Source organism: Pelagibius litoralis (assembly GCF_011683915.1).
Classification (GTDB): Bacteria; Pseudomonadota; Alphaproteobacteria; order Kiloniellales; family Kiloniellaceae; genus Pelagibius; species Pelagibius litoralis.
In genome coordinates this window covers 15,084-36,486 of sequence record NZ_JAAQPH010000023.1, presented here as the reverse complement: position 1 = coordinate 36,486, position 21,403 = coordinate 15,084, and the positions used below count along the sequence as shown (strand labels likewise).

Here is a 21,403-nt window from a genome sequence, read left to right as displayed (position 1 = left end):
CAGTCTCAGAAGGTAGGGAGAGTTGTCAAGCGTATCACGGCCCGTCACGTCGCCAGATTGGCGCCAGGTCCACAACTGACACATCTCAGGCCTTCTGAGCTGCAGGTTTTGAGAGCCTGCCTCAGCCCCGAAACCAGCCATTCACCAAGAAGGGACACATCATTCGCCGCAAAAAGGGCGCCGGCTCTCAGAGAGCAGGGGTAGCTTTCGTTGCCTTGGAGAGATGCTCTGCGACAATGCGTTCGAGCTGATCCGCGCACCAATCGACCGAATGGAGCACGGTTTCCGGATCACGCCGCTCCATCTTCAGCGCCCGGCCTATGGCGCGATGCAGCCCCCACGCAGAGGTGAACCATAAGCCCTGCGGATGGGTCTCAACATAGGCGGCCTCCGACCATGCCACGAAGGGCACCCCCATCCGTCCTGCGATCGCTGCTTTGATGTTCGACTTCCAGCTGCGTGACAGCTAGATCGGATCATGTTTTGACGGAACCACTTCGTGGTTGCGCCAAAACATGTGAATCCGATCGCCATCAAACAGTTAGAGCAGATTCACCCGGTCGATGGATCGCCTTCGGCGATTCCATCCGATCGGGATCTGCTCTAGGTACCGTGACGGCCGGCGCGGGCCGCCAGCATGACATCGGCCGGCGCCGGTTGCGGGCCGTTAGAGGTTTTAAAATCGGCTCCATAAATCCAGCATGAAATCCGCGCAGCCAGCTTCCAGCGGCCAAGATGCTTGCGCTTGCCATGATAGAGGACGCACTTGCGTTCACCGCCGGCGGCTTCGCTGACGACCATCCGCGGATCAAAGTGATGATAGAACACCTCGGTCTTCCACCCCAAGGGCGCCAAGTCACGCTTCATCGCTTCAGTCGGGCGGAGAACCCTGTCCGGGTCGATGCGCGCAAAAACAGGTTTGAACAGATCTCTCGCTGCATCGGCGCTGGCGATATTCAGGGCGGGGTTAGGGTTCTCCCGGGTGCTCGGCTGCTGAGACCAAAAATCAAGAGCGTCATAGATAATCGGCCCTCCCCAGATTTTCAGTTCGCTCAAGCCAGGGTCCGACACATGCTTGACCACAACAACGGCGTCGAAACCTTCGCAGTCGTCTTTCGTGGCGTTCGCTACGGCGCGCCAATGTGGCCGCGCCGCCGCCATCTGTTCGCCGCGCATGATCCAAGCGGCGGTACCGCCACGACCGGTAAAAAGCAGCCTCATTCACTTGTATCCAAACGCCATCTCAGAACCGACACCATAGTAGTCAAGCACGTCCGGCCGGGTAAACTTGCACCGCCCCCGGGCATATCGCACAGGCCCTCATTGACGGACCGACTATAGCGAGCGGCCGGCGTCTCAGAAAGCGCTGGAGCAAACAGTGAGCGCCGCAAGGAAGGACGCAAACCGCCTATTTCTGCGGACAACGGCGGAGGGGCCGGCCAAAACGGCAGACTGTTTAGCCTTGACCCTAGGCAGATTCGCGCAAATAGATGAGCGATGATCGGAATTCTGCGTATCTTCTACGGTGCCGAGGGCACGCGGCCCGGGCTCGTTCTCACATGCCTGCTGCTGGCGGGCATTTTTGAGGGTATCGGCTTGGCGTCTCTGCTGCCCTTGCTCTCCCTGGCCATCAACGACGGCGCGGGCGCGACCTCGCCCATTATCGGCTATGTCGATACGGCGCTTGGTTGGGTCGGCCTGGAGCCGGGCCTCGGGGTCTTACTGCTTCTCGTTGTCGGGGGCATCGTCCTCAAGTGCCTGTTGACCATGGCGGCTATGTTCTATGTCGGCTACGCCGTGGCGGAGGTTGCCACAGGCCTGCGCGCGCAGCTCATTACACGCCTGCTGAACGTGCGCTGGGGTTACTTCACCCACCAGCCGGTCGGGCGCATCGCCAACGCCATCAGCGTCGATGCGACGCGCTCCGGTCACGCCTATCTCATGGCGGCCAATTTCCAGGTAAACATCATCCAGACGGTAGTCTACAGCCTCATCGCCGCGCTGGTCTCCTGGCAGCTGGCCCTGGCAGCCCTGGCACTCGGCGGAACGATTGCATTGTCGCTGCATGTCCTGGTTCGGGTCAGCAAAAAAGCCGGCCGCCGCCAGACTGAGCGCACCTCGGAGCTGGTTATCTATCTCAGCGACGCCCTCAGCAACATCAAGCCGCTGAAGGCCATGGCCAAGGCAGGCAAGTTCGCCAATCTCTTCGATCGCAAGATCGGCCAGTTGCGGCGCGCCCTGCGCCGTCAGATTGTCAGCCAGTATGCCCTGAAGAACCTTGAGGAGATGCTGGTCGCCATGGCGGTCGGCGTCGGTTTCTTTGTCGCGATCAGCAACTGGAATGTGCCAGTGTCGCAACTGCTCGTGATGGGCGCCCTGCTGTTCCAGACGGTTTCCAGTGTCGGCAAGATGCAACGCCAGTTCCAGAAAGCCGTCTTGCTTGAAAGCCCCTATTGGTCCATGCGTAAGCTGATCGATGAGGCCGAGGTCGCCCGGGAGCCCAATCCGGGCAGCACCGTTCCGACTCTGGAGCAAGGCTGCCGGTTCCAGGACGTTAGCTTCGCCCATGTTGGTGACAAGGTACTGGACCGGGTAACCCTAGACATCCCGGCACGCGGCTTGACGGTAATCACCGGAAGCTCCGGATCCGGCAAGACCACGCTCACCGACCTCCTGCTGGGGCTCTATCAGCCCTTGGAAGGGCGTATCCTGGTCGACGGCATCGCGCTCAGCGAGATCGACCTGCAAGCCTGGCGGGACATTATCGGCTACGTCCCGCAGGACCTTATCCTGTTCCATGACACCATCCTGGCAAACGTCACGCTTGGCGACCCCCGGATCGGCGAAGAGGAAGCAAAGCAGGCCCTGCAGGCGGCCGGCGCCTTGGATTTCGTTGAGGCTCAGCCGGAAGGTCTGCAAAGCATTGTCGGAGAAAAGGGCGCCAAGCTCTCGGGCGGACAGCGTCAGCGTATCGCCCTGGCCCGTGCCCTGGCCGGAAAGCCCAAGCTGCTGATTCTCGATGAAGTAACCTCGGCACTTGATCCGCGCACCGAGCGCGACATCTGCCGCAACATCGATGCGTTGAGCCGCGACATGACTGTTCTGGCCATTACCCACCGGGAGGCCTGGACCGAAATCGCCGAGCGGACCTATCGCCTGGACGGCGGCAGCATTGAGCTGGTGAAAGACGGCCGGGACTTCAAACGGCCGGCCTGAATCTGCCCGGTCCACGCGTCTGTAGAAGACCGGTCAGCTGCTCTCGATGTTGATTGTCAGCGTGCGTCGCAGGATCGACGAGTCGTTGCCTGTCATTGGCCAGACCGCATGCCAGGAATTGTAGGTCTTCACAAAGACCAGACACTGATTGGGCTCAAAAGGATAGGTCCTGACGCAGTCGACCTCGTCGAAGTCCATATAGGCGTTGGTACGGTTGTAGCTGCGGGTACGGTCCTTCGGCCAAACCACGCTGGTGCCGCCACCGTAGTCATCGTTCCACTCGTTTTTCCGGAGGATCGGGATCACCATGGTCACGACCTTGGAGGGTATGTCGGTGTGCGGGCGGATGCTGCCGCCGGTCACCGGCATGGAGGAGAATTCAAACTTTGAGCGTAAACGCGGTAAATGGGGTTGCGGCTTTCCTTTCACGAGCGCCTTCAGGCGCTTGCGGGCGCGTTCTCTGGTGGAGATGTTCGCAAGACCCAGATTGATGTGATGGGCCGCCAGCATCGTCATGGTATCGGCTATGAAGCTTTCGCTCTTGATGTAATTGTAAAATCGGCCCCAGGCAGCATTCTTGCGCAGGTGTTCGCGATAGCCCGGCTCGTTATTGTGTTGCGACAGGGAATGCTTAACGCCGTTGAAGTCCATGGAGACGAAAGCATCATCGTCGGGAAAGGTATCGACCAGTTCTTCGTAGAGGTCAGGCGCCAGCGCACCCCGCGCCCGGCCGATGGGATAGGGGTCATAGTCGAACTTGATATCGTCGAAATTCAGCATGCCGCCGCAACGATCTCAGCTGGCTTGAAAACAGCATTGTAGGCAATCATTTCCGGATCGGCCCCCGCCCTGATCCGGCGCAGGCCGCCCATGGTATCGTTGCGTCCTGAAAAGGCATAGCCTTGCGATTCCATGAAGCCGAAGAGGGCCGCCTTCTCGCGTGCATTGACCTCCACGCTTATAACCCGAGGACGGTGGCTGCCAGCCAGCAAGCTTTGCATTCCGCGCAGGATGCGCGCCTCGTTGCCGTCAACGTCGATCTTGATAACAGTGGGTGCACGTGTGCTGCCGCTGCGGATCAATTGGTCGAGGCTGGTTCCGTATTTCATCTCGGTGACCAAAGGCAGATAGCGGGCCTCGTCGACGTCGATGGCTTCATGCAACTGGCTGCCGGAGGAGCCCGGCTCCGTACTAAGATAGTGGAAGGGGAAAACCCCCGGGCCATCGGTCAAGGCAAGCGAGAAGGGCGTGATGCGGTCGCAGTAACCGTTCAAACGGATGTTCTCTACCAGGCTGGCGAAATTGGCGGCCAAAGGCTCAAACGCGTAAACCTGTCCGGATGTCCCCGTCCGCGCTGCCGCCATCAGGCTGTAGAGGCCGATATTGGCGCCGATATCGCAGAACACATCGCCTTCACGCAACTCGCTGCGGATTAGCTCGACCGTACCGGTTTCCTTCAGATAGATGCTGCTTATCCGCCAGAGTTCGCGGAAGGATGCCGGATCGAAGCGGTAAGTATGCCCTTCGTCATGCAGGCGATAGCGGCCCATAAGCCGGCGCGCCAGGCTGAAGCGCAGCTTAGCAGCGCGTTGCCGCGCGCCCTTGAGTTTTGCGTGCCCCAGTTCTGCCATTGTGTTTCGCCGGTTCAGTGACGTTGCGGGTCAACCACGGAAGACCCGGTCGCTTTTCCCCAGTCTCCCCTTCAGTTGGGCGCAGAGCTGCCACTTCTTCCCCGGGTTGCGGCGCGCAGCAGCTTCCAACTGTTCTCGCCACCACTCCGGCGGCTGTAGCGTGCAATGGGCATTCCGGCCGTCCGGCAGGAATTTTTTCGCCGGATAACAGGCCGCAACCGCATAAACGAAGTACCGCGCATGTCGGAACAGCTTATCCAGAACCCAGGGGATATCCTCTTCGGTGATGTGCTCCAGCACATCAGTGCAGATAACACCGTCGTAAGCCGACTCGATCAGTCCTGAAAAGGGCTCATAGCCAGGGTCATAGCAGGTGACCCTGGTATCACCCCATTCCTTCATCGACTTGAAACGGGAGCTGACGTCCTCACCCGGGAAGGGAGCATAGAATGTGGCTTTGCCGGCGCCGTAGTCCAGCAGTTCTCTGGTTCCCGTCTCTTCGATGAGCGTGGCAATCGGCCCGACATGTTCGATCAGCGACTTCCCAGAAAAGGTTTTTTCCGGCGGCCGGCCGACCTCAGGCGAACCTTCCTGGTGCATGGTCTTGTACATCTCGACCATCTTGCGGTAGCGGCCGCTGGGCCGTTCTTCGGTGAACAGAGTGAAACCGGCAGCATCAGCCGCACGTTCCATTTCGAACCAGATCTTGCCGTTGGGATTTTCTTTGTATTTCAGCACCTTGGGGAACGGCCGCCAGGGCTGCATCTGCAGCGTGGTATAGTGCAGCAGCTTGGAGACGCCGGGCTCATATTCGTGGTCCCGGGCGTTCCAGACCCCGGACAGTCGGCCCCACATCCCGTCAATGGCCTGCACGCGGCGGCGAAAAAACTTGTGGCGCTCGCTGCGTTCGGCATCCTCGCGATGCCAGATCTTTGCCATCTTCTCGCAATCCAGCAGCATCACCGCCGTTTCTTTCTCGGTAATGCAAAGCTGGCCGCAGCCCTTCATGTCCATATCGAAGAGTTCAGCCGGATCGGCCAGATAGATCTGGTCGACATCATTGTAGATCGCCCGGCCTGTCTTACCGGCGAAATCCGGGATGCCGTAGCGGTAGGCGGTGAAGCCGGTCTTCCATTTCAGGCGGTCAAAGCCCTTCAAATCCTTCATCAAGTATATTTCATAACGGCGCGCCGGGTCTCGCACCTGCAGGATCGACCAGACGAAAATCCGCTCGGCGCGGTGTTGCGCCGGCTCGGAGCCAAGGAAAATCCGCACCGGCGGCTTATCGCTGGGCGTGATGCCCGGTTCCGGCTCGATCGCCATCAGCTCCGGCTCTTCGCGTGTCCCTGGCGGTCTGTCACGCTCCAGACGCAGCAGGTGTCCGATGCGCTTGTGGTAGTACTTGGTTTTGAAACTGGTTTGGACAGCGGGCAAGGACTCTACTCTCTCACCAGAGGGGGGGCTCAACGGAAAAGCGGCATATCAAAGGTTAACCCTTCAGCGTCGGCACCGGCAACAACGGCGGGCGACGATAGCACCGGCCGGTATATCCCCGGCCGAAATCCAGTGCCAACCAAATGCCTTTAAATCAGACCTGCTCCCCCTAGACAAGACACAGCTGGACGAAGCTTGCCGGGACCGGCGGTTGCCGCAATCGGGCATCATATCGACGCCTGCCGGCTTCGCGTGGCCCGGTGCTCGTCCCATCGGGCTTTGAGAGCGGGGCTGAGGATAGTCAGTTCGCCCTCATAGCGGCTCAGGGCTTCCAGGAGCAACGCCAACTCGGATTCGGCTTCATGCCCCGGCGAGTAGGCGTTCGGCGTCGCCGTGTCACCCGGGTAGGTTCCCGCCGGATGACTGAAGAGATCAATACCCGAAATCACCAGGCGCGGCGGTTGCAGGGCCACGGCCGTTGCCAGCATCGCGGCACCGTTGGTCGGCCTGATGCCCTGCCAACGCGACTCTGAGAGATAAAGGCCGAAGCGCTCTATGGTGGCGTAGCGCACCCGTCTGAACCGCGGCCGCAGCAAGCGGGTCACCAGCAGCCTCGCCTCTGACTTGACGCTTTGCAGGCCGAAGATCGGTCCCTTGACCAATGACAGGGTGACCTTGGCCCCGGTAAAGACCATATCCGGTCCGGTCAGGAAACCGCGGCTCAGCCAGACGTGATTGACCCTGAACAGACAATCATGCTTGACGTCAGCCACCTCTGGCGCTTCCGAGGAAGGCCCGTTTCCCAAACAAAGAAGGACCTGCGGATTGCCCAGCGTCTTGCGCAACTCCGCAACACTGCCGATGCGCTCCACCCTGGCGGCGAGCAGTTGGCGCAGGCGGGGTTGCGCCATGCACCATAGCGCCAGGCTCTCAAGCCGGCGGCGGATTGGCCGCTCCCTGCTTCGAATCAGCTTCAAGTCCTGCGTCAGCAGATGGGCAATCACGGTCATGAAGGTCGCGCTACGGGCCAGCGGCGCGCTCTCAAGCCGCGAAATCCGCTCGATGGGAATGCCGGCCTCAACCAGACAGTCCTGCGCGGCAGATGTCGTAACAAAGTGATGTTCCAAACGCTCGGCAACGGCGCCAAGGGCGGATGCCGCCGGCACAGCCCTAGCCTGGCTTGTGATATCAGGGACTGTCGCCTGGACAATAGCCGCCGGCGCCGCCCGCCGGTTGGCGGCGCGCAGGATAAATCGGTCGCCCGGCGCCAGGTCGCCGACAAACATCAGGGCACGAACGTTGAGGTTTATCAGAAAACGGTTGGCCACATAGCGCGACGCCAAAGGGGGCGGCAAAACAAGAGCCTTCGGAAAGCGGCTTCGCAACCATTGGCGGACCGTCAACTCCGGTGCACTGAAGACAATATCCAGACGTTGATACTTAGCCATCAGTCCTTCGACCAGATCGCCTGCCGACTCAAAGTCCTGCTGCTTCCGGCCGATGATCCAAAAGCTGCGCTCGCCCAGGCCCCTGACGCGGCCGCAGCGCGCGAGAAAGCCCTCGTTGGCTGAACTGGCAGCATTTCTGGGCAAGGCTAGCGCACTTCCAAAAGCAGACGAATTCGCTGGATGAGATCGCTCAGGCCGGGCCCCGGCTCGGTGGCGGCGGGCGCCGGCGGGCTGCCAAAGCGCTGGGCGATACCAGCCTCGATCATGCCGCGGTGCATGAGGTTGAGGTCGCGTGGCGGCACGACCAGACCGCCATGGATAAGCTTCCGGCAGAAACCGGCCAATACGCCATCGCCGCGCGAAGCCGCCGAGACTTGCCCGGCAAGACGGTCTCGTAGAGAGGCCGGACGCGCCGGAATCGGATAGATGTACAGCAGCCCCGCTGCATCGGCGGCTTCCGCCAGCATGGACTCGCTCTCGCCGGTGACCACCAGGATATCGGCTTGAGCGAGATAACCCAGATAGGGGTTTTCACGCGCGTCCCGACGCCAGAAATGCTGACGCGCCTCAGGCGCTCCCTTCTTTAGGGCCTCTTCCACCGCCGCCCCGCTGCGCCGGCTGGTCACGCAGATCAGCGTGCCACCAAGCGACTCAGCGAAGGCCTGGACCTCGACGGCCATGCGCTTTGCAGTCTGTGGCGTCAAACGATGGTGTGCCGTCGTACCACCGATCAGCATCGCGATTCTTGGCCGCGGGCTGTCGCCGAAGAGGCCGGGCCACTGGTCGCGGGCTTTTTTCAAGCGGGCCGTCGTGACCTGGGTGGGGGGCAAAAGAACGTCGATTCGCCGAGGATGCGGGGGTAGCTGGAAGTGCGCGCAGGCCACCGCAAGATCGAAATCGCCGGCAACATTAGCGGCCTTGCGCCCTAGCTGCACCAATCGTGTTCGGTTGCCGCTCTGCCGCTTCACCCAGCGGGCGATCGGCGCTGTACGACGCCCCATCGCGATGACGATGTCCGGCCAGGGCGGCGCTAGTTCGGATGAGCGACCGGTGTCGAGCGAGAGGCGCTTGCTTGCAAGCAAGCGGTTGCTGATCCGATTCAGGAAATTGAAGTACAGCGCTTTGCTCTCATAGTCCCAGCCCAGGGCCTCCGCCAAGCCGACAACCTGGGTTGTATGGCCGGGGCGATCGTCCAGCAAAAGCCAAACCAGGGGAGATCGCAGCTGACCCTTGTCCAGGGGCAGCGAACCGTCGGCCACCTCGGCGTGGGGCTGCATCAACGACATGGAGTTTGGCAAACGTGTCACCTTCGGATCAAAGGGTCGGCGCTGACCGCTCCCGCACAGGGACAATTGCCGACGACCCGTTCTAGGGTTTATATCCCCTGGCCGACGCGGTAAAGGGCCCGCTTGTCACGGCGCGCTCTTGGGAAACAGGGGAGATAATGCCTACACTCGTTTTGGTGCGGCACGGCAAAACCGAATGGTCCAGCCAGAACCGTTTCGCCGGCTGGGCCGACGCACCCCTCAGTATGGCAGGCCGCCGCGAAGCCCAGGCTGCCGGTCGGCTCGTCGCCGCCATGGGTCTGCGCTTCGACCTCTGTGCAACATCTTATCTGGAGCGCGCGTCAGAGACCCTGGAACTCGTTCTTCAGATAATCAATCAACCGTCTATCTCGACAGTCCACACGTGGCGGTTGAATGAACGGCACTATGGCGCCCTCCAAGGCGAGAATCGGGCCAAAATGGCACTGCGGTACGGCAATCAGCAGGTCGCCCGCTGGCGGCGCAGCTTCGATGCCGAGCCGCCACCACTCGGCGACAACGATCCACGTCTGCCTTGCAAGGACCCGCTCTATGCGGGCATCGATTCGCATCTTCTGCCACGCAGTGAGAGCCTGCAGCAGGCCAGTGCCCGGGTCGCGCCCTGGTGGCACGACACCCTGGCGCCCCGGCTGAGCGATGGCCAGAACGCCCTGGTCACTGCCCATACCAGCAGCATTCGCGGCCTTGCCAGGCAGATCGAGGGCCTGGACGATGCCACCGCCGCTGCTTTTCGGATTGCGACGGCAACCCCCCTGGTGTATCGGCTGGACGATAGCCTGAAGGTGCTGGAAAAGCGCGAACTGACGGCGGGCTGGCGCGGACGGCTGCGTCAGCTGTTGAATCGCCACAAGCCGGGCAAAGGTATTTCCTGGATCTGATCCTGCTTGGAAGATAGAGGAATGCTGGCCGAGACATTGATTCTTAGGCTTCTTGGTCCTAGCTTTGTCTCGATTCCTGTCAATTTGGAAAGCAAGTTATCGTGCTGTTTGGCAGAACGCCCTGGTCAGATCGAAAGTATTTTCTCGACAAGATGACTCTCCGGGATCTGGTCTGGGCCTACGTGACCTACCCGGCCATCCAGGCTTACGCGCTTTTCAGTATCGCTGGGATCGTACTTGCGGCTTACTGGGGCGCTCATCCGCTTGCAATGATCGGCGCTGTCGCTGCCACAGCCCTCGTCTACCCTGTCGTTTGGTATCTGCTGCACCGGTTCGTGCTGCATGGGCGCCTGCTCTACAAGTATCCGCAGACGGCGGCGCTGTGGAAGCGCATTCATTTCGACCATCATCAGGATCCCCATGACCTCGGGGTGCTGTTTGGCGCCCTCTACACCACACTGCCGACGATCCTGGCGGTTGCCGTTCCGATCGGCTGGCTGATCGGCGGACCGGGCACGGCGGCCGCGGCGGCGGCCACCGGCGTAATCATCACTTGCTTCTACGAATTCTGCCACTGCATCCAGCACTTGCCCTTCAAACCGAAGACAGCTTTCCTGCGGCGGATCAAGCGACACCACCTGGCGCATCATTTCCATAGCGAGCATGGTAATTTCGGCATCACGAACTTCTTCTGGGACCGGGTTTTCAATACTTTCTATGCCGATGCCAAACAGGTTCCGCGCAGCCAGACGGTATTCAACCTGGGCTATACAGGCCCGGAGACGGCCCGCTTTCCCTGGGTGGCTCTGCTCTCCGGCCTCGCCGCCGACGGCAGCACAGTACCGCGGCGCAGCAGGAGTGAATGACCCGCTGCGCAAAGCGACTGTCGGCAGGTCCCGCGCCCTATCCGACAAGCCCGCAGTCTGACCGGCCGACGAAAGACGAGACGGCATGAACAGCGATTCAAAACAACCGCTGGTCGTCAAGGCTGTGGAGTCTGCGGCCGACAGGGAAGCCTTCATCCGTCTGCCCTGGACGCTCTACCGCGACGACCCCGCCTGGGTTCCGCCGCTGCTTCAGGAGCGCCGTGACCATCTGAACCCCCGCAAGAACCCCTTCTTCGATAGGGCCGAGGCGCGTTTCTGGCTGGCTCTGCGCGGCGGCCGGGCAGTCGGCCGCATCTCGGCCCAGGTCAACCAGGCCCATTTGGCCAGGCATCACGACGCCACCGGCCACTTCGGTATGCTTGAAGCCGAGGATCGAACAGAAACCTTCCGGACGCTCCTGACCACCGCCGAGACCTGGCTTCGCGGCCATGGCATGCAGCAGGCCGTCGGCCCCTTCAGCCTGTCGATCAACGAGGAATCCGGCCTTCTGGTGGATGGCTTCGAATATCCACCCTCATTGATGATGGGACATGCCCGCCCCTACTACGCGGCACAGCTGGAGGCCTTGGGATATCGCAAAAACAAGGACCTGCTGTGCTACCACTACGATGCGAAGAACGAGCAGCCCGCCGCCGTTGCCGTTCTCCTGCGCAAGGCCGACACAACGGAGAAATTGACGGTCCGGTCACTCGACATGCGCCGCTACGCGCAGGACCTGAACAATATCATGGAGGTCTTCAACGATGCCTGGGCCGAAAACTGGGGCTTCGTGCCCATGTCCCAGGCCGAGATTCACCGCCTGGCCAAGGACCTGAAACCCATCATACGCCCCCAGTCGATCGCCATAGCCGAACTGAACGGCGCGCCGGTCGCCATGGCAATCGGGGTGCCCAACGTGAATGAAGCGATCACCGACTTAGACGGCCGCTTGCTGCCATTTGGCTGGGCCAAGCTGCTTTGGCGGCTGAAGGTGAAGACGACCAAGACCGTCCGCGTGCCGTTGATGGGGGTGCGCCGCGAGTATCACGGAAGCATGCTGGGCGCGACTTTGGCATTCGCGGTGATCGACAGGATTCTGCAGGCACAGAGATCCCTCGGCGTGGAAAGTGCGGAGCTGTCGTGGATTCTCGAAGATAACCAGCCAATGCGCCGTTTGATCGAGCATTTAGGCGGTGTCGTCTACAAAACCTATCGCCTCTATCAGCGCGAACTCAGCCCATGACGGCGGAGGCGAATGGCCCCGACGGGCGCTTCACCGCATTGGTGCTGGCGGCTGACCGGGGCCCGGACGACCCGGTATCGCGCGCCGCAGGGGTCGATCACAAGTGCCTGGCGCCGGTTGCGGGCAAACCGATGCTGGAACGGGTGATCGAGACCCTGGCGGCGAGCCCTTGGATAGGCTCGATCGCCGTCTCTCTGCGTGATCCGGCCCTGATCACACAGCTCGAAGGGCTTGTCCGGCTCTGCGACAGCGGGCGCGTTGTGCCGCTGCAGGCAGAGGATACGCCCAGCCAAAGCGTGCTGCAGGCTGTCGCCGAACTGAACCATCCCCTTCCCTTGCTGATCACAACGGCGGACCATGCCCTGCTGACCACCGAGATGATCGATCATTTCTGCACAGAGAGTCTGCGTTGCGATGCCGATCTCACGGCGGGCGTGACGGCCGCCGAGGTGATTCTGGCTCGCTATCCACACACCAAGCGCACCTACCTCGCTTTTCGCAACGAACGTTATTCCGGCAGCAACATTTTTGCCCTGAGGGCCGAGGCCGGTGTTGCGGTCATAGAGCTGTGGCGCAAGGTTGAGCAGCAACGCAAACGGCCTTGGCGTATCGCCGCCCTCTTTGGACCCGCTCTCCTGCTAAGCTATCTGCTGAGGCGGTTCAGCCTTGATACCGTCATGGCGCGCGTTTCTGAGCGCCTCGGCGTCTCGGTGGCGGCCATCAAGATGCCGTTTGCCGAAGCGGCAATCGATGTAGACAAGCCCGAGGATCTGGAACTCGTCGAGAAGGCCTTAAGAGGACATGACTGAAATCAAGGTGTCGTCCGGCTTGCGCCGCCAGGACGCCACCATACGGCGCGCGGTCTGCAGATCCACAGGATAATCGATCTCACACCAGTCGTGACCGCTGATGGTCACCGCCTGTATTTCGATCTCCGACGCCAACGCCGCGATCACGGAAAGATACCACTGCCGGATCGCCCTGGGTTCGAGCATGGCCGCTTCCAGGGCTGCGACGAAACGCTGCGGGCCTTCGCCGCGAAAAAACAACATGCCGATGGACTCGCCCTGGACCCTCTCGGGCGGCAGGGTCTTGCCGATGTCCAACAGCCTGGCCCCCTGCAGTTCGACCTTCATGTCATCGTCGTCGTATTTGGCTTTGTGATCCACGGCCAAGCTGATCGGCGCGGATGGGCTGGACAACAGCGTCTGAAGCACCGGCTGACTGAACAAAGTATCACTGTTCAGCAGCAGAAAGTCGCTATCCATCTCCTGTCGGGCCATCCAACAGGTCGCCAGGTTGTCGGCGACCCCGTAGAAAGGATTATAGACCGCACGGAAATCCGTTTGCGGCCAACGCGCCGCGAAATGCTTAAGGGCGCGCTCGACCGCCGGCAGGTTGAAGCCGGCCAGAAACACGATCTCGTCGACGCCACAGTCGACCAGTGCTTCGGCCTGCCACGCAAGCAGGCTTTTGCCGCCAACGTTGAGAAGCGCCTTGGGCTCGATTTCAGTGAGCGGGAGCAGGCGCCGGCCCTGGCCGGCCCCGATAACCAATGCTTTCAACGCAGAAAGAACCCCTTGCGACGATTTTACCTTTGACCCTGAAGGCCGTTTTGATCACATGTTCCAACTGTCACGTCAACCACTAGCGCAGCCAGCCGGGACCGACGCCTTGGCAAGCTTTACCCTTGCTCATCTATCAGATCCCCATTTGGGTCCCCTTCCGCCCATCCGGGTGGCGGATCTGCTGAACAAGCGCTTTTTCGGCTACCTGTCGTGGTTGCGCCGACGCCGCGCGCTGCACCGCCCGGAGGTTCTGGCGGCGCTGGCCAAGGACCTTGCGGTCTCGAACGCCGATCATCTGGTGATCACCGGTGACTTGACGAATATCGCCCTCATTGAGGAATTCGCCCAGGTCGAGGTATGGCTGCAGAGCCTGGGCAGTGCCGACCGGGTCACCGTGATCCCCGGAAACCACGACGCCTATGTGGCCGTTCCCTGGGAAACGACACTCGCCAAATGGCAGGCCTTCATGGCCGACGAGCCGAATGCCGGTGGGCAGCCCAGGCCGCCGACTGGGCCCGATGCCTTTCCCTTTGTGCGCTTTCGTGGACCGGCCGCCATCCTCGGCCTGAGTTCGGCACAGCCGACGCCGCTGTTCTGTGCCCACGGCACCCTGGGAGAAGCGCAATTGCACCGCCTCGGCCAACATTTGCAAAAATTAGGCCAGGAGGGATGGTTCCGGGTCGTGCTGCTCCACCACCCCCCGAGCCTCGAGGGCATCGCCCGGCGCAAACGCCTCGTCGATGCGGAGCCTTTCCGCAAGGTCATTGCCGAACACGGCGCCGAACTGATCCTGCATGGTCACGACCACAAGTTCGCCGACGTGCGAATCCCTGCCGGCAGACAGTCGGTGCCAGTGCTTGGCGTCCCCTCTGCGTCGGCAGCCCACAGCGGCAAAAAACCCCAGGCTCACTATCAAACCTACGCGATTGCGCGTGAGGACGGCCACTGGCGCATTGAGGTTACCGCACGCGGCCTCGACCCTGTCAGCGGGCGCTTCGCAGAGGCCCGGCGCTACACGATCTAGAGGCAGGGGCCAGAAACAAGAGCCGGAGATAGCGGCTAGAGGTAGAGGATCGAAATCCGCAGGCTGGTCGGGCCATCTTCAACGATTGTGAACAGCGTTTCCTTCTGCTCTGGCTTGCCGAAGCGGAAACCGGGGTTGTTCGAGAAACCATAGCCTTCCGAGGGAATCCCAAGGAAATTCCGATCGAATTTCTTGTTGCCGTTCTCATCGTGATAGAGTGCGATCGAATAACGCCCCTCGACCGGTGCCTGCAGGCAGAGGAGAGTCTCGCCCTCTTTGGCTGCTACCCTTATTCGATCCAGCCGCTGTCCCCTCTTCAGGAATGCCTCTGGGTTGTCGCCGTACAGAACCGCTGTTATCAACCCTTTGGAATTGCGTACATTTTCGACTTTTACCTCAATCGACGCGGCGGTCTCCGCAGAACAGGCCGGTTGGTCCGCTGCAACAGCGCGGCCCGGCAGCAGCCCCGCGGAGACGAGGCCCAGCGTAAACGCAAGAAGTATGACCAAGCTTGCGCATCCCAACCTTGTCTTTAAAAAGCGGAGAGCCGTCATCACATCGCCCTTTACATGTTCCAACACAAGGTTGCTCGTCCCAGGCAGCGTCGGATAGTACGAACGAAGTGGCAGAGATATCCCCATTTACCGCCGCCAGCGTGCGTTACGCCAATCTCAGCGAGGTATGACCCTACCGTGAGTTTGTCAAGTCCACCCAATGCCACGATGACGAAGTTCGGCTTCCCCGAAACCCTGGTCCGCGACCACCGGCACTGGGTCGTTCTGCTACGCCCGCATCAAGCGACCCTGGGGGCCTTGGTTCTGGTCTGCAAGGACCATGCCCGAGCTTTCGGCGATATCAGCGCCGCCGCCTTTGGCGAACTGCAACAGGTTATCCAGGATATCGAAGCCGGACTCAGCGCTTTTCGACCCTACCAGAAGATGAACTACCTGATGCTCATGATGGTCGACCCGGATGTACACTTTCACGTTCTGCCCCGCTACGACAGCGACCAGCTGTTCGACGGAACGGTATACCAAGACGAAGGTTGGCCCGGCGCGCCGCTGCTATCGTCCGGAACGACACCGGATGCCGCCACGCTGGCCGACCTCGCCGCCGCCGTAAAAGCGGCTTGGCCCGACGCATCGGCCTAGAGACACGGACCGCAAACGAGAAGGCCCATGTCGACGATCAGCAGCTATCTTCTAAGACAGACCATGATGCCCCTGCTGATCAGCATCGGCATTGCGCTGCTGGTGCTGCTTACCGAGCGGATGCTGCGACTGCTCGACTTGGTACTGGATTCCCAAGGCGGCTTGACCGTCCTCTTACAGATGCTTGCTTATCTGATCCCTCACTACATGGCTCTCGCTCTGCCGGCGGCCTTCTTTCTCGGCGTGCTGCTCGCCTTCAGCCGGCTGCACCAAGGTCGCGAGCTGGATGCGCTGGGGTCGGCCGGGATCGGCCTTGCACAGATGCTGCGGCCGATCCTGCTTCTCGCCCTGGGCCTCACCGTCGTCTCAGCCGTCAACTTCAGCATCGGACAACCTTACGCCCGCTATACTTACCGCGCCATGGTGCACGAAGTCGCCGCGGCAGCCGTGAATACCTATCTGCAGGAACGCACCTTTATTGAGGTGAACGGCGCCACCTTCATGGCCAACACAGTCCGGCGCGGCAGCCGCGATTTCGGCGGCGTATTCGTCTACGAGGAAACCGGCGATGGCGGCACCATTGTGACGACGGCGGACCAGGGCAGCCTGGTCGTGGCGCCCCAGGGCGAGCGCTCGACCCTCGTCCTTTCAAACGGTGTTCGTCTGGAGGTGGATGCTCTCGACAAGACCAAGAGCGAAAGGCTGCCGAACTTCGACGTCCTGAGCTTCAGTCAATTGCAGATCCCCACCAATCTGGTTGGCCAGGAAGCCTTTAGGCCCCGCGGCGAAGACGAACGCGAACTGACCCTTCACGAACTCTGGGAGTACCGCTCGACCCCGCCACCCGGGGCCACTTACGACCAGATGGTTGGCGAGTTTCATGACCGGCTGGTGCGGACCTTCTCGCTCCTCTTCCTTCCCTTTCTGGCCGTATCCTTCGCGATCGGTCCTCGGCGCACGCACCAAGCCTACGGCATTGCCGCCGGCCTGCTGATCCTGATCATCTACAATCAGGCACTCAGCGTCGGCAAGTCGCTGACGTCGACCGGAGAGATTTCGCCCCTCATCGGACAGTGGTTGCCCCTCGCGCTGCTGGCCACTGTCAGCACCGCGCTGTTTTACCGGCGGGCCTTTCAGGTTACGCGCGGCATTGGTTGGCCTTCTCCCACGGATATCTTCAGGTCATTGCTGCAGACTGTCCGGCCCGGAACCAACGCCGCCGGGGGGCAGCGTCCGGAATGAGCCTGCTCACGCGATATCTGATGCGGCTGCTGCTGATACGCTTCGCGCTCCTGCTCTGTGGCTTGACGGCATTCCTGATCGGGCTCGATCTGATGGCCAATGCGAACGCCGTAATAGCGCACGACGACGGTGGGGTCCGAGCCCTCGTCCGCTACGCCCTGCTCCGCTCGCCGACCATCGTTTCCGACCTGATCAAGATCGCGACCCTACTGGCGGGCCTCCTGACTCTCACTTTCCTTATCAGGCATGGCGAACTGACAGCGATTTGGAACTCGGGTGTTTCACAGTTCGGTCTGGTGGGCCGCCTGATCCCTTTGGCTGTTGTGCTCGGCGGCCTGCAGTTTGTCGTCGACGACCGGCTCGTCCCCGCCAGCGTGGATGCCCTTCGTGAATGGGGGGGCGTGAACGATACCGGCAGACCAGGCCCACAGAAGGCCGACGGGATAACCTGGATCCACCTTGGCGACGACATCGTCCGCATTCCCTCTGACAACATCGGGGTCGATAGCCTGAGCGATTTCACGCTCTTTGACCGCGACACGCGGGGCCGGCTGATCGCACGCCTGGACGTCGGTAGCGCCCGCTATCATGACGACGGAACCTGGCAGCTCTTCGACATCACCACTATGAATTCCGCCGGAGGGCGGGCGGTCCATGAGGACACACGCGACTGGCTTGTCGATCTGGATACGTCCAGCCTGAAGCACTTGCTGGTACATCCAAGAGAGCTCTCGCTCAGTCAGACCCATCGTTTCACCGGCGGCCAGGGTCAGGGTACCTGGGCCCCCTATCTCTATGAAACCTGGCTCTATGCAAAGCTGGCTCAGTGCCTGGTTCCTTTATTGATGCTGAGCCTGAGCGTGGTCCTGGCGCAGCAGTCGCAGCGCGCCGGTCGTTTGGGGATTCTTCTCCTGGGTGGTGTCGCCATCGGCTTCTCCTTTTTCATCTTCAACGGCATTACCTTGGCGATGGGAGAAGTCGGCTTGTTGCCGCCGCTGATCGCTAGCGGCGCGCCCCTCGCCGTGTTCGCCATGGTTGCGGCCAGCATCGCCTACTGGTACGAGCTGAAGCAGCGTCCGGCCTAGACCATGATCAGACACAATCCATACCAGCCACCGCCCCGCCGCGGTCCGCTTGAAAAGGCGGGGCAGGTCCGACCGGTGGAGCGCTACGGCCGCTCCCGCGCCCACAGATAACGACGAAGAGAATTTAAGTGCGCGCTGAAACCAACCCACGGACGTCCCAAGAGAGTTCCTCGTCTTCGAGCGGCTCTCAAATGCCCAAGACCGCCTGCCTGATTGGACACGGCGATCTGGTGATCTGGTTCGAGGGCTCGGCAGAGCGCCTGCGGCGAAGTTTCGCTGCAGTGGGCATCACCCAATTCATCGATGAACAGGCACTCCCCGATCAGCGTGGACCCGTGATACTGGTCCGCGCCGACGCCGTCATCGATGGTCCCCTCGTAAAGGCGCTGCTGGAAGCACCGGGGTCGGTTCTGCTCGCCAACGGGCCTCACCAAGGCACGCCGCTGGCCGCGCACGCCACCTCTGACTTCCCCGCCGCGGCGGCGGTGTTGCGGGAAGAACCCGGCGTCGCGATGCCGACGGGCCTGCAACCGGTCCGCGCCGCCGAACTGGGTGCGTCTTACTGGAAGGCGCTGCGCAAGCGCGAAGAGCCTTACGCCCTGCTGCCAAGCCCCCACGATCTCGCACAGACCGAGTGGCGCATGTTCATGGGCACCTACAAGGGCGCTACCGACTTCGTTACAAAATGGTTATGGCCGCGCCCGGCCTTTTACGTCACAAGGCTCTGTGCGCGGCTCGGGATCACACCCAATCAGATAACAGCGCTCAGCCTGGTATCGGTGATTGCCGCCTTCTATTGGTTCTGGCAAGGCAGTTGGTGGCTCGGCCTGCTGGCCGGGTGGCTGATGACATTTCTCGATACCGTCGACGGCAAACTGGCCCGGATCACACTCAGATCCAGCAAGTTCGGGAATTTCTTCGACCACTCGATCGATCTCATCCATCCCCCTTTCTGGTACCTGGCCTGGGGCATCGGTCTCCAACAGGGCCCGCTCGCACTTGCCCCGGACGACCTGGCGATTGTGCTCACGGTCATTGTCGGCGGATATCTGCTGCAACGGGTTATCGAAGGGATTTCCATCTGGCGCTTCAGGCTTGAGATTCACATATGGCGACGCGTTGATACCTGGTTCCGCCTGGTGACCGCGCGACGCAACCCAAACCTTGTTCTCCTTACCCTTGCCACTGTCGCCGGATGGCCGGATGTCGGGCTTGCGGCGGTGGCGGTATGGACTGCAGTCTGCCTGCTGCTGCACGGCCTGCAGCTGGTACAGGCTTGGTGGGCGACCCGTAACGGCCAGAAGCTGCGATCCTGGATGACAGAGCCCGATTGAGCATGGCAAAAACCGGCGTTATCACCAATCCAAGAAGCCAGAAAAACAAACAAGGCCTGGACCAGCTCAGCAAGATGCTGGCCGACGCCCCTCAGGCGCGCCATGCCGTTCTCGACTCCGTGGCGGACATTCCGGAAATCCTGGCGGACTTCGCCCGACAGGAAATAGGCATCGTCGCTATCGCGGGCGGAGACGGGACGGTACAGGCCACACTCACCGCTCTGTTGGGCCACCGCCCCTACGAGATACAGCCGCACCTGGCGGTGGTCCCTTGCGGGATGACCAACATGATCGCCAACGACATCGGCCTGCGCGGAAACCTGAGCGGCCTTGGTCGCCTGTTGGGCAAGGCAGACGATGATGAACTCGACAGCGCCACACTGACGCGGCGGGTGCTGCGACTCGAGAATGCCCACGGCAAAGACCCGCAGTACGGCATGTTCTTCGGCGGCGCTGCCATCTATCGCGCTATTATAGCCTGCCGCGCCAAGGTGCATCCTCTTAAGATCAAGGCCGATACGGCCGCCGCGGTTACCCTGGCCGGTATCCTGGGGGGGTGGCTGCTGCGTGGCGGGCGTTCACACGAGGATGCCGGAGACGACGGTGAAGCCACCCAAAAGATACTCTCCGGCGACAGAATAGAAGTCGCGTTCGACAACCAGGCGGCGCTGGAGCTCAACAGCTTGGTGATCCTGGCAACCACCCTGGAACGACTGGTGCTTGGCAGCCGCCCCTTTTGGAACGGTGGCGAAGGACACTTTCGGTTCACCAGCATCGCCTATCCGCCCGAGCGCATCTTTCGCTACGCCTGGCGCCTGCTCTACGGCAAGGAAAACCGCAGTCTTCCGTCAGACAGCTATCTCAGCCGCCGGGCAGACCGCATCGCCCTCACAATGGACTGCCCCTTTACCCTGGACGGCGAACTCTTCGAGCCCGAGCCCGGCAAGCCGGTCATCCTTACTGCGGATGACCAGGCAAAGTTCCTGAGGATCTGAGCCGGTGTCTGACGACGACCTGGGGCCACTGCTGCGCGCGGAGATCGCCCAACCCGTCGGGGAGCAGATCGCGGCCATCGCCGCAGCCGCGGAGCACCGTCACGGCGCTGTTGCGGCTGTGTTGTTCTATGGCTCCTGCCTGCGCGAAAGCAGCGTCCAGAACAAGGTGGTCGACCTCTATCTGATAGTCGACAGCTATAAGGAGGCCCACGGCGGACGCCTGAGTGCGCTGTTCAACCGGGCACTGCCACCCAACGTTTACTACCTGGAGACAGCTTACGGCGACGCTGTCGTCTTGCGCGCCAAGTATGCCGTATGCTCTCTCGCCGACTTTGCAGCCGGCGCCGGCGGGCGTTGGTTTCATCCTTATCTCTGGGCTCGTTTCGCCCAGCCGAGCAGACTGGCGTATTGCCGGAACGAAGCGACCCGAACGGCCATAACGGCGATCCTGGCAAGGGCCGCAAGGAAGATGGTAGAAGAGGGCCTGATGCTGATGGAGCAGAACTTCAGCACCCGCGACCTCTGGACCGCGGTGTTTCGGGAAACGTACCGGACCGAGTTACGGGCAGAAGCGCCCGATCGGGCCGATAAGCTTTACGACGCAAACCAGGGCTATTTTGAGCAGGTCGGCAACGCGGTGCTCGCAACCCTGCGGGTGCCGGCGGCGGCCACTGCCGCCCCACCTGCAGGGCCGTCGCCCCTGCAATGGATGCCGCTGGAGCAGGCGCGCACGGCGGTTCGGGCCAGGTGGCTGCTGCGCCGCGCGCAAGGCAAGCTGTTGTCGGTGCTGCGCCTGATGAAAGCGGCCTTCACATTCGTCGGAGGCCCCGACTATTTGCTGTGGAAGATTGAACGGCATTCCGGGGTCGCCGTGACCCTGACACCCTGGCAGCGGCGCCACCCAATTCTCGCCTCAAGCTTTCTGTTCTGGCGATTGTACCGCAAGGGAGCCTTCAAGTAAGC

Annotated in this window: 21 protein-coding genes; 12 read left to right on the top strand and 9 right to left on the bottom strand. The window is 61.5% G+C overall.

Annotated elements, in window-relative coordinates; genetic code table 11:
* Positions 1–187: 187 nt before the first annotated feature.
* Together HBA54_RS23260 and HBA54_RS23255 are read right to left on the bottom strand one after the other, a co-directional pair.
* Positions 188–412 (bottom strand): hypothetical protein, encoded by a 225-nt coding sequence (locus HBA54_RS23260; RefSeq protein WP_167229219.1) that lies wholly within the window; start codon positions 410–412, stop codon positions 188–190.
* Between the two features lie 191 nt (positions 413–603).
* The gene (locus tag HBA54_RS23255; protein ID WP_167229217.1) at positions 604–1,176 is read right to left on the bottom strand and encodes a hypothetical protein; all 573 of its coding nucleotides are present in this window, start codon (positions 1,174–1,176) and stop codon (positions 604–606) included.
* A 321-nt stretch (positions 1,177–1,497) separates the two neighbouring features.
* Between HBA54_RS23255 and HBA54_RS23250 the strand changes: the two genes are divergently transcribed.
* A complete protein-coding gene (locus tag HBA54_RS23250; protein ID WP_167229215.1) occupies positions 1,498–3,216 on the top strand; it encodes an ABC transporter ATP-binding protein in 1,719 nt (572 codons plus the stop codon).
* A 33-nt stretch (positions 3,217–3,249) separates the two neighbouring features.
* Here the strand turns inward: HBA54_RS23250 and HBA54_RS23245 are convergent, their stop codons facing one another.
* The 5 genes from HBA54_RS23245 to HBA54_RS23225 all read right to left on the bottom strand — a co-directional run bounded on the left by HBA54_RS23245 (position 3,250) and on the right by HBA54_RS23225 (position 9,036).
* Positions 3,250–3,996, bottom strand: a complete 747-nt coding sequence (locus HBA54_RS23245) for a hypothetical protein (protein WP_167229213.1) — start codon at positions 3,994–3,996, stop codon at positions 3,250–3,252.
* On the bottom strand, positions 3,990–4,847 hold the full coding sequence (locus tag HBA54_RS23240; protein WP_167229211.1) for an FkbM family methyltransferase: 858 nt from the start codon (positions 4,845–4,847) through the stop codon (positions 3,990–3,992). The genes HBA54_RS23245 and HBA54_RS23240 overlap by 7 nt, the downstream gene beginning before the upstream one ends.
* Before the next feature lie 30 nt (positions 4,848–4,877).
* Positions 4,878–6,281, bottom strand: a complete 1,404-nt coding sequence (locus HBA54_RS23235) for a hypothetical protein (protein ID WP_167229209.1) — start codon at positions 6,279–6,281, stop codon at positions 4,878–4,880.
* A 227-nt stretch (positions 6,282–6,508) separates the two neighbouring features.
* On the bottom strand, positions 6,509–7,873 hold the full coding sequence (locus tag HBA54_RS23230; RefSeq protein WP_167229207.1) for a hypothetical protein: 1,365 nt from the start codon (positions 7,871–7,873) through the stop codon (positions 6,509–6,511).
* A gap of 2 nt (positions 7,874–7,875) precedes the next feature.
* Positions 7,876–9,036, bottom strand: coding sequence for a mitochondrial fission ELM1 family protein (locus tag HBA54_RS23225; protein ID WP_167229204.1), 1,161 nt, complete (start codon positions 9,034–9,036; stop codon positions 7,876–7,878).
* A gap of 137 nt (positions 9,037–9,173) precedes the next feature.
* Here HBA54_RS23225 and HBA54_RS23220 point away from each other — a divergent pair, with 137 nt between their 5' ends.
* The 4 genes from HBA54_RS23220 (at position 9,174) to HBA54_RS23205 (ending at position 12,850) form a co-directional block, all read left to right on the top strand.
* Positions 9,174–9,932: a 2,3-bisphosphoglycerate-dependent phosphoglycerate mutase gene (locus HBA54_RS23220; RefSeq protein ID WP_167229202.1), complete on the top strand. Its 759-nt coding sequence runs from the start codon at positions 9,174–9,176 to the stop codon at positions 9,930–9,932.
* 101 nt (positions 9,933–10,033) lie between these two features.
* Entirely contained in the window at positions 10,034–10,798 is a 765-nt protein-coding gene (locus tag HBA54_RS23215; RefSeq protein WP_322096101.1) for a sterol desaturase family protein, read from the top strand.
* 85 nt (positions 10,799–10,883) lie between these two features.
* Positions 10,884–12,041, top strand: a complete 1,158-nt coding sequence (locus HBA54_RS23210) for an N-acetyltransferase (protein ID WP_167229200.1) — start codon at positions 10,884–10,886, stop codon at positions 12,039–12,041.
* Positions 12,038–12,850 carry a nucleotidyltransferase family protein gene (locus tag HBA54_RS23205; RefSeq protein ID WP_167229198.1) on the top strand — a complete coding sequence of 271 codons (813 nt, stop codon included), beginning with the start codon at positions 12,038–12,040 and terminating at the stop codon, positions 12,848–12,850. The genes HBA54_RS23210 and HBA54_RS23205 overlap by 4 nt, the downstream gene beginning before the upstream one ends.
* On the opposite strand, the gene HBA54_RS23200 is transcribed toward HBA54_RS23205, so the two are convergent.
* Complete coding sequence (locus tag HBA54_RS23200; RefSeq protein WP_167229196.1) at positions 12,833–13,606, bottom strand: phosphocholine cytidylyltransferase family protein; 774 nt, start codon at positions 13,604–13,606, stop codon at positions 12,833–12,835. The two genes, HBA54_RS23205 and HBA54_RS23200, sit on opposite strands and share 18 nt — an antisense overlap.
* Before the next feature lie 58 nt (positions 13,607–13,664).
* Between HBA54_RS23200 and HBA54_RS23195 the strand changes: the two genes are divergently transcribed.
* Positions 13,665–14,633: a metallophosphoesterase family protein gene (locus HBA54_RS23195; RefSeq protein WP_277345422.1), complete on the top strand. Its 969-nt coding sequence runs from the start codon at positions 13,665–13,667 to the stop codon at positions 14,631–14,633.
* Positions 14,634–14,668: 35 nt separating this feature from the next.
* Here the strand turns inward: HBA54_RS23195 and HBA54_RS23190 are convergent, their stop codons facing one another.
* Positions 14,669–15,211: a DUF2141 domain-containing protein gene (locus HBA54_RS23190; RefSeq protein ID WP_205944864.1), complete on the bottom strand. Its 543-nt coding sequence runs from the start codon at positions 15,209–15,211 to the stop codon at positions 14,669–14,671.
* A 114-nt stretch (positions 15,212–15,325) separates the two neighbouring features.
* Between HBA54_RS23190 and HBA54_RS23185 the strand changes: the two genes are divergently transcribed.
* From HBA54_RS23185 to HBA54_RS23160, 6 genes are all read left to right on the top strand, one after another.
* Positions 15,326–15,784, top strand: coding sequence for an HIT family protein (locus HBA54_RS23185; RefSeq protein ID WP_322096100.1), 459 nt, complete (start codon positions 15,326–15,328; stop codon positions 15,782–15,784).
* Positions 15,785–15,811: 27 nt separating this feature from the next.
* Positions 15,812–17,026, top strand: coding sequence for an LptF/LptG family permease (locus HBA54_RS23180; RefSeq protein WP_167229192.1), 1,215 nt, complete (start codon positions 15,812–15,814; stop codon positions 17,024–17,026).
* Positions 17,023–18,111: an LptF/LptG family permease gene (locus HBA54_RS23175; RefSeq protein WP_167229190.1), complete on the top strand. Its 1,089-nt coding sequence runs from the start codon at positions 17,023–17,025 to the stop codon at positions 18,109–18,111. The genes HBA54_RS23180 and HBA54_RS23175 overlap by 4 nt, the downstream gene beginning before the upstream one ends.
* Before the next feature lie 191 nt (positions 18,112–18,302).
* A complete protein-coding gene (locus tag HBA54_RS23170; RefSeq protein WP_167229188.1) occupies positions 18,303–19,445 on the top strand; it encodes a CDP-alcohol phosphatidyltransferase family protein in 1,143 nt (380 codons plus the stop codon).
* A gap of 2 nt (positions 19,446–19,447) precedes the next feature.
* Positions 19,448–20,440 (top strand): diacylglycerol/lipid kinase family protein, encoded by a 993-nt coding sequence (locus tag HBA54_RS23165; protein WP_167229186.1) that lies wholly within the window; start codon positions 19,448–19,450, stop codon positions 20,438–20,440.
* A 4-nt stretch (positions 20,441–20,444) separates the two neighbouring features.
* Positions 20,445–21,401, top strand: coding sequence for a hypothetical protein (locus HBA54_RS23160; protein ID WP_167229184.1), 957 nt, complete (start codon positions 20,445–20,447; stop codon positions 21,399–21,401).
* Positions 21,402–21,403 lie beyond the last annotated feature (2 nt).

Bases quoted from the DNA above. Each gene is read 5' to 3' on its own strand.
- HBA54_RS23255 (WP_167229217.1), bottom strand. From the start codon at position 1,176: ATGCGCGGCGAACAGATGGCGGCGGCGCGGCCACATTGGCGCGCCGTA.
- HBA54_RS23250 (WP_167229215.1), top strand. From the start codon at position 1,498: ATGATCGGAATTCTGCGTATCTTCTACGGTGCCGAGGGCACGCGGCCC.
- HBA54_RS23245 (WP_167229213.1), bottom strand. From the start codon at position 3,996: ATGCTGAATTTCGACGATATCAAGTTCGACTATGACCCCTATCCCATC.
- HBA54_RS23240 (WP_167229211.1), bottom strand. From the start codon at position 4,847: ATGGCAGAACTGGGGCACGCAAAACTCAAGGGCGCGCGGCAACGCGCT.
- HBA54_RS23220 (WP_167229202.1), top strand. From the start codon at position 9,174: ATGCCTACACTCGTTTTGGTGCGGCACGGCAAAACCGAATGGTCCAGC.
- HBA54_RS23210 (WP_167229200.1), top strand. From the start codon at position 10,884: ATGAACAGCGATTCAAAACAACCGCTGGTCGTCAAGGCTGTGGAGTCT.
- HBA54_RS23205 (WP_167229198.1), top strand. From the start codon at position 12,038: ATGACGGCGGAGGCGAATGGCCCCGACGGGCGCTTCACCGCATTGGTG.
- HBA54_RS23195 (WP_277345422.1), top strand. From the start codon at position 13,665: ATGTTCCAACTGTCACGTCAACCACTAGCGCAGCCAGCCGGGACCGAC.
- HBA54_RS23180 (WP_167229192.1), top strand. From the start codon at position 15,812: ATGTCGACGATCAGCAGCTATCTTCTAAGACAGACCATGATGCCCCTG.
- HBA54_RS23175 (WP_167229190.1), top strand. From the start codon at position 17,023: ATGAGCCTGCTCACGCGATATCTGATGCGGCTGCTGCTGATACGCTTC.
- HBA54_RS23170 (WP_167229188.1), top strand. From the start codon at position 18,303: ATGCCCAAGACCGCCTGCCTGATTGGACACGGCGATCTGGTGATCTGG.
- HBA54_RS23165 (WP_167229186.1), top strand. From the start codon at position 19,448: ATGGCAAAAACCGGCGTTATCACCAATCCAAGAAGCCAGAAAAACAAA.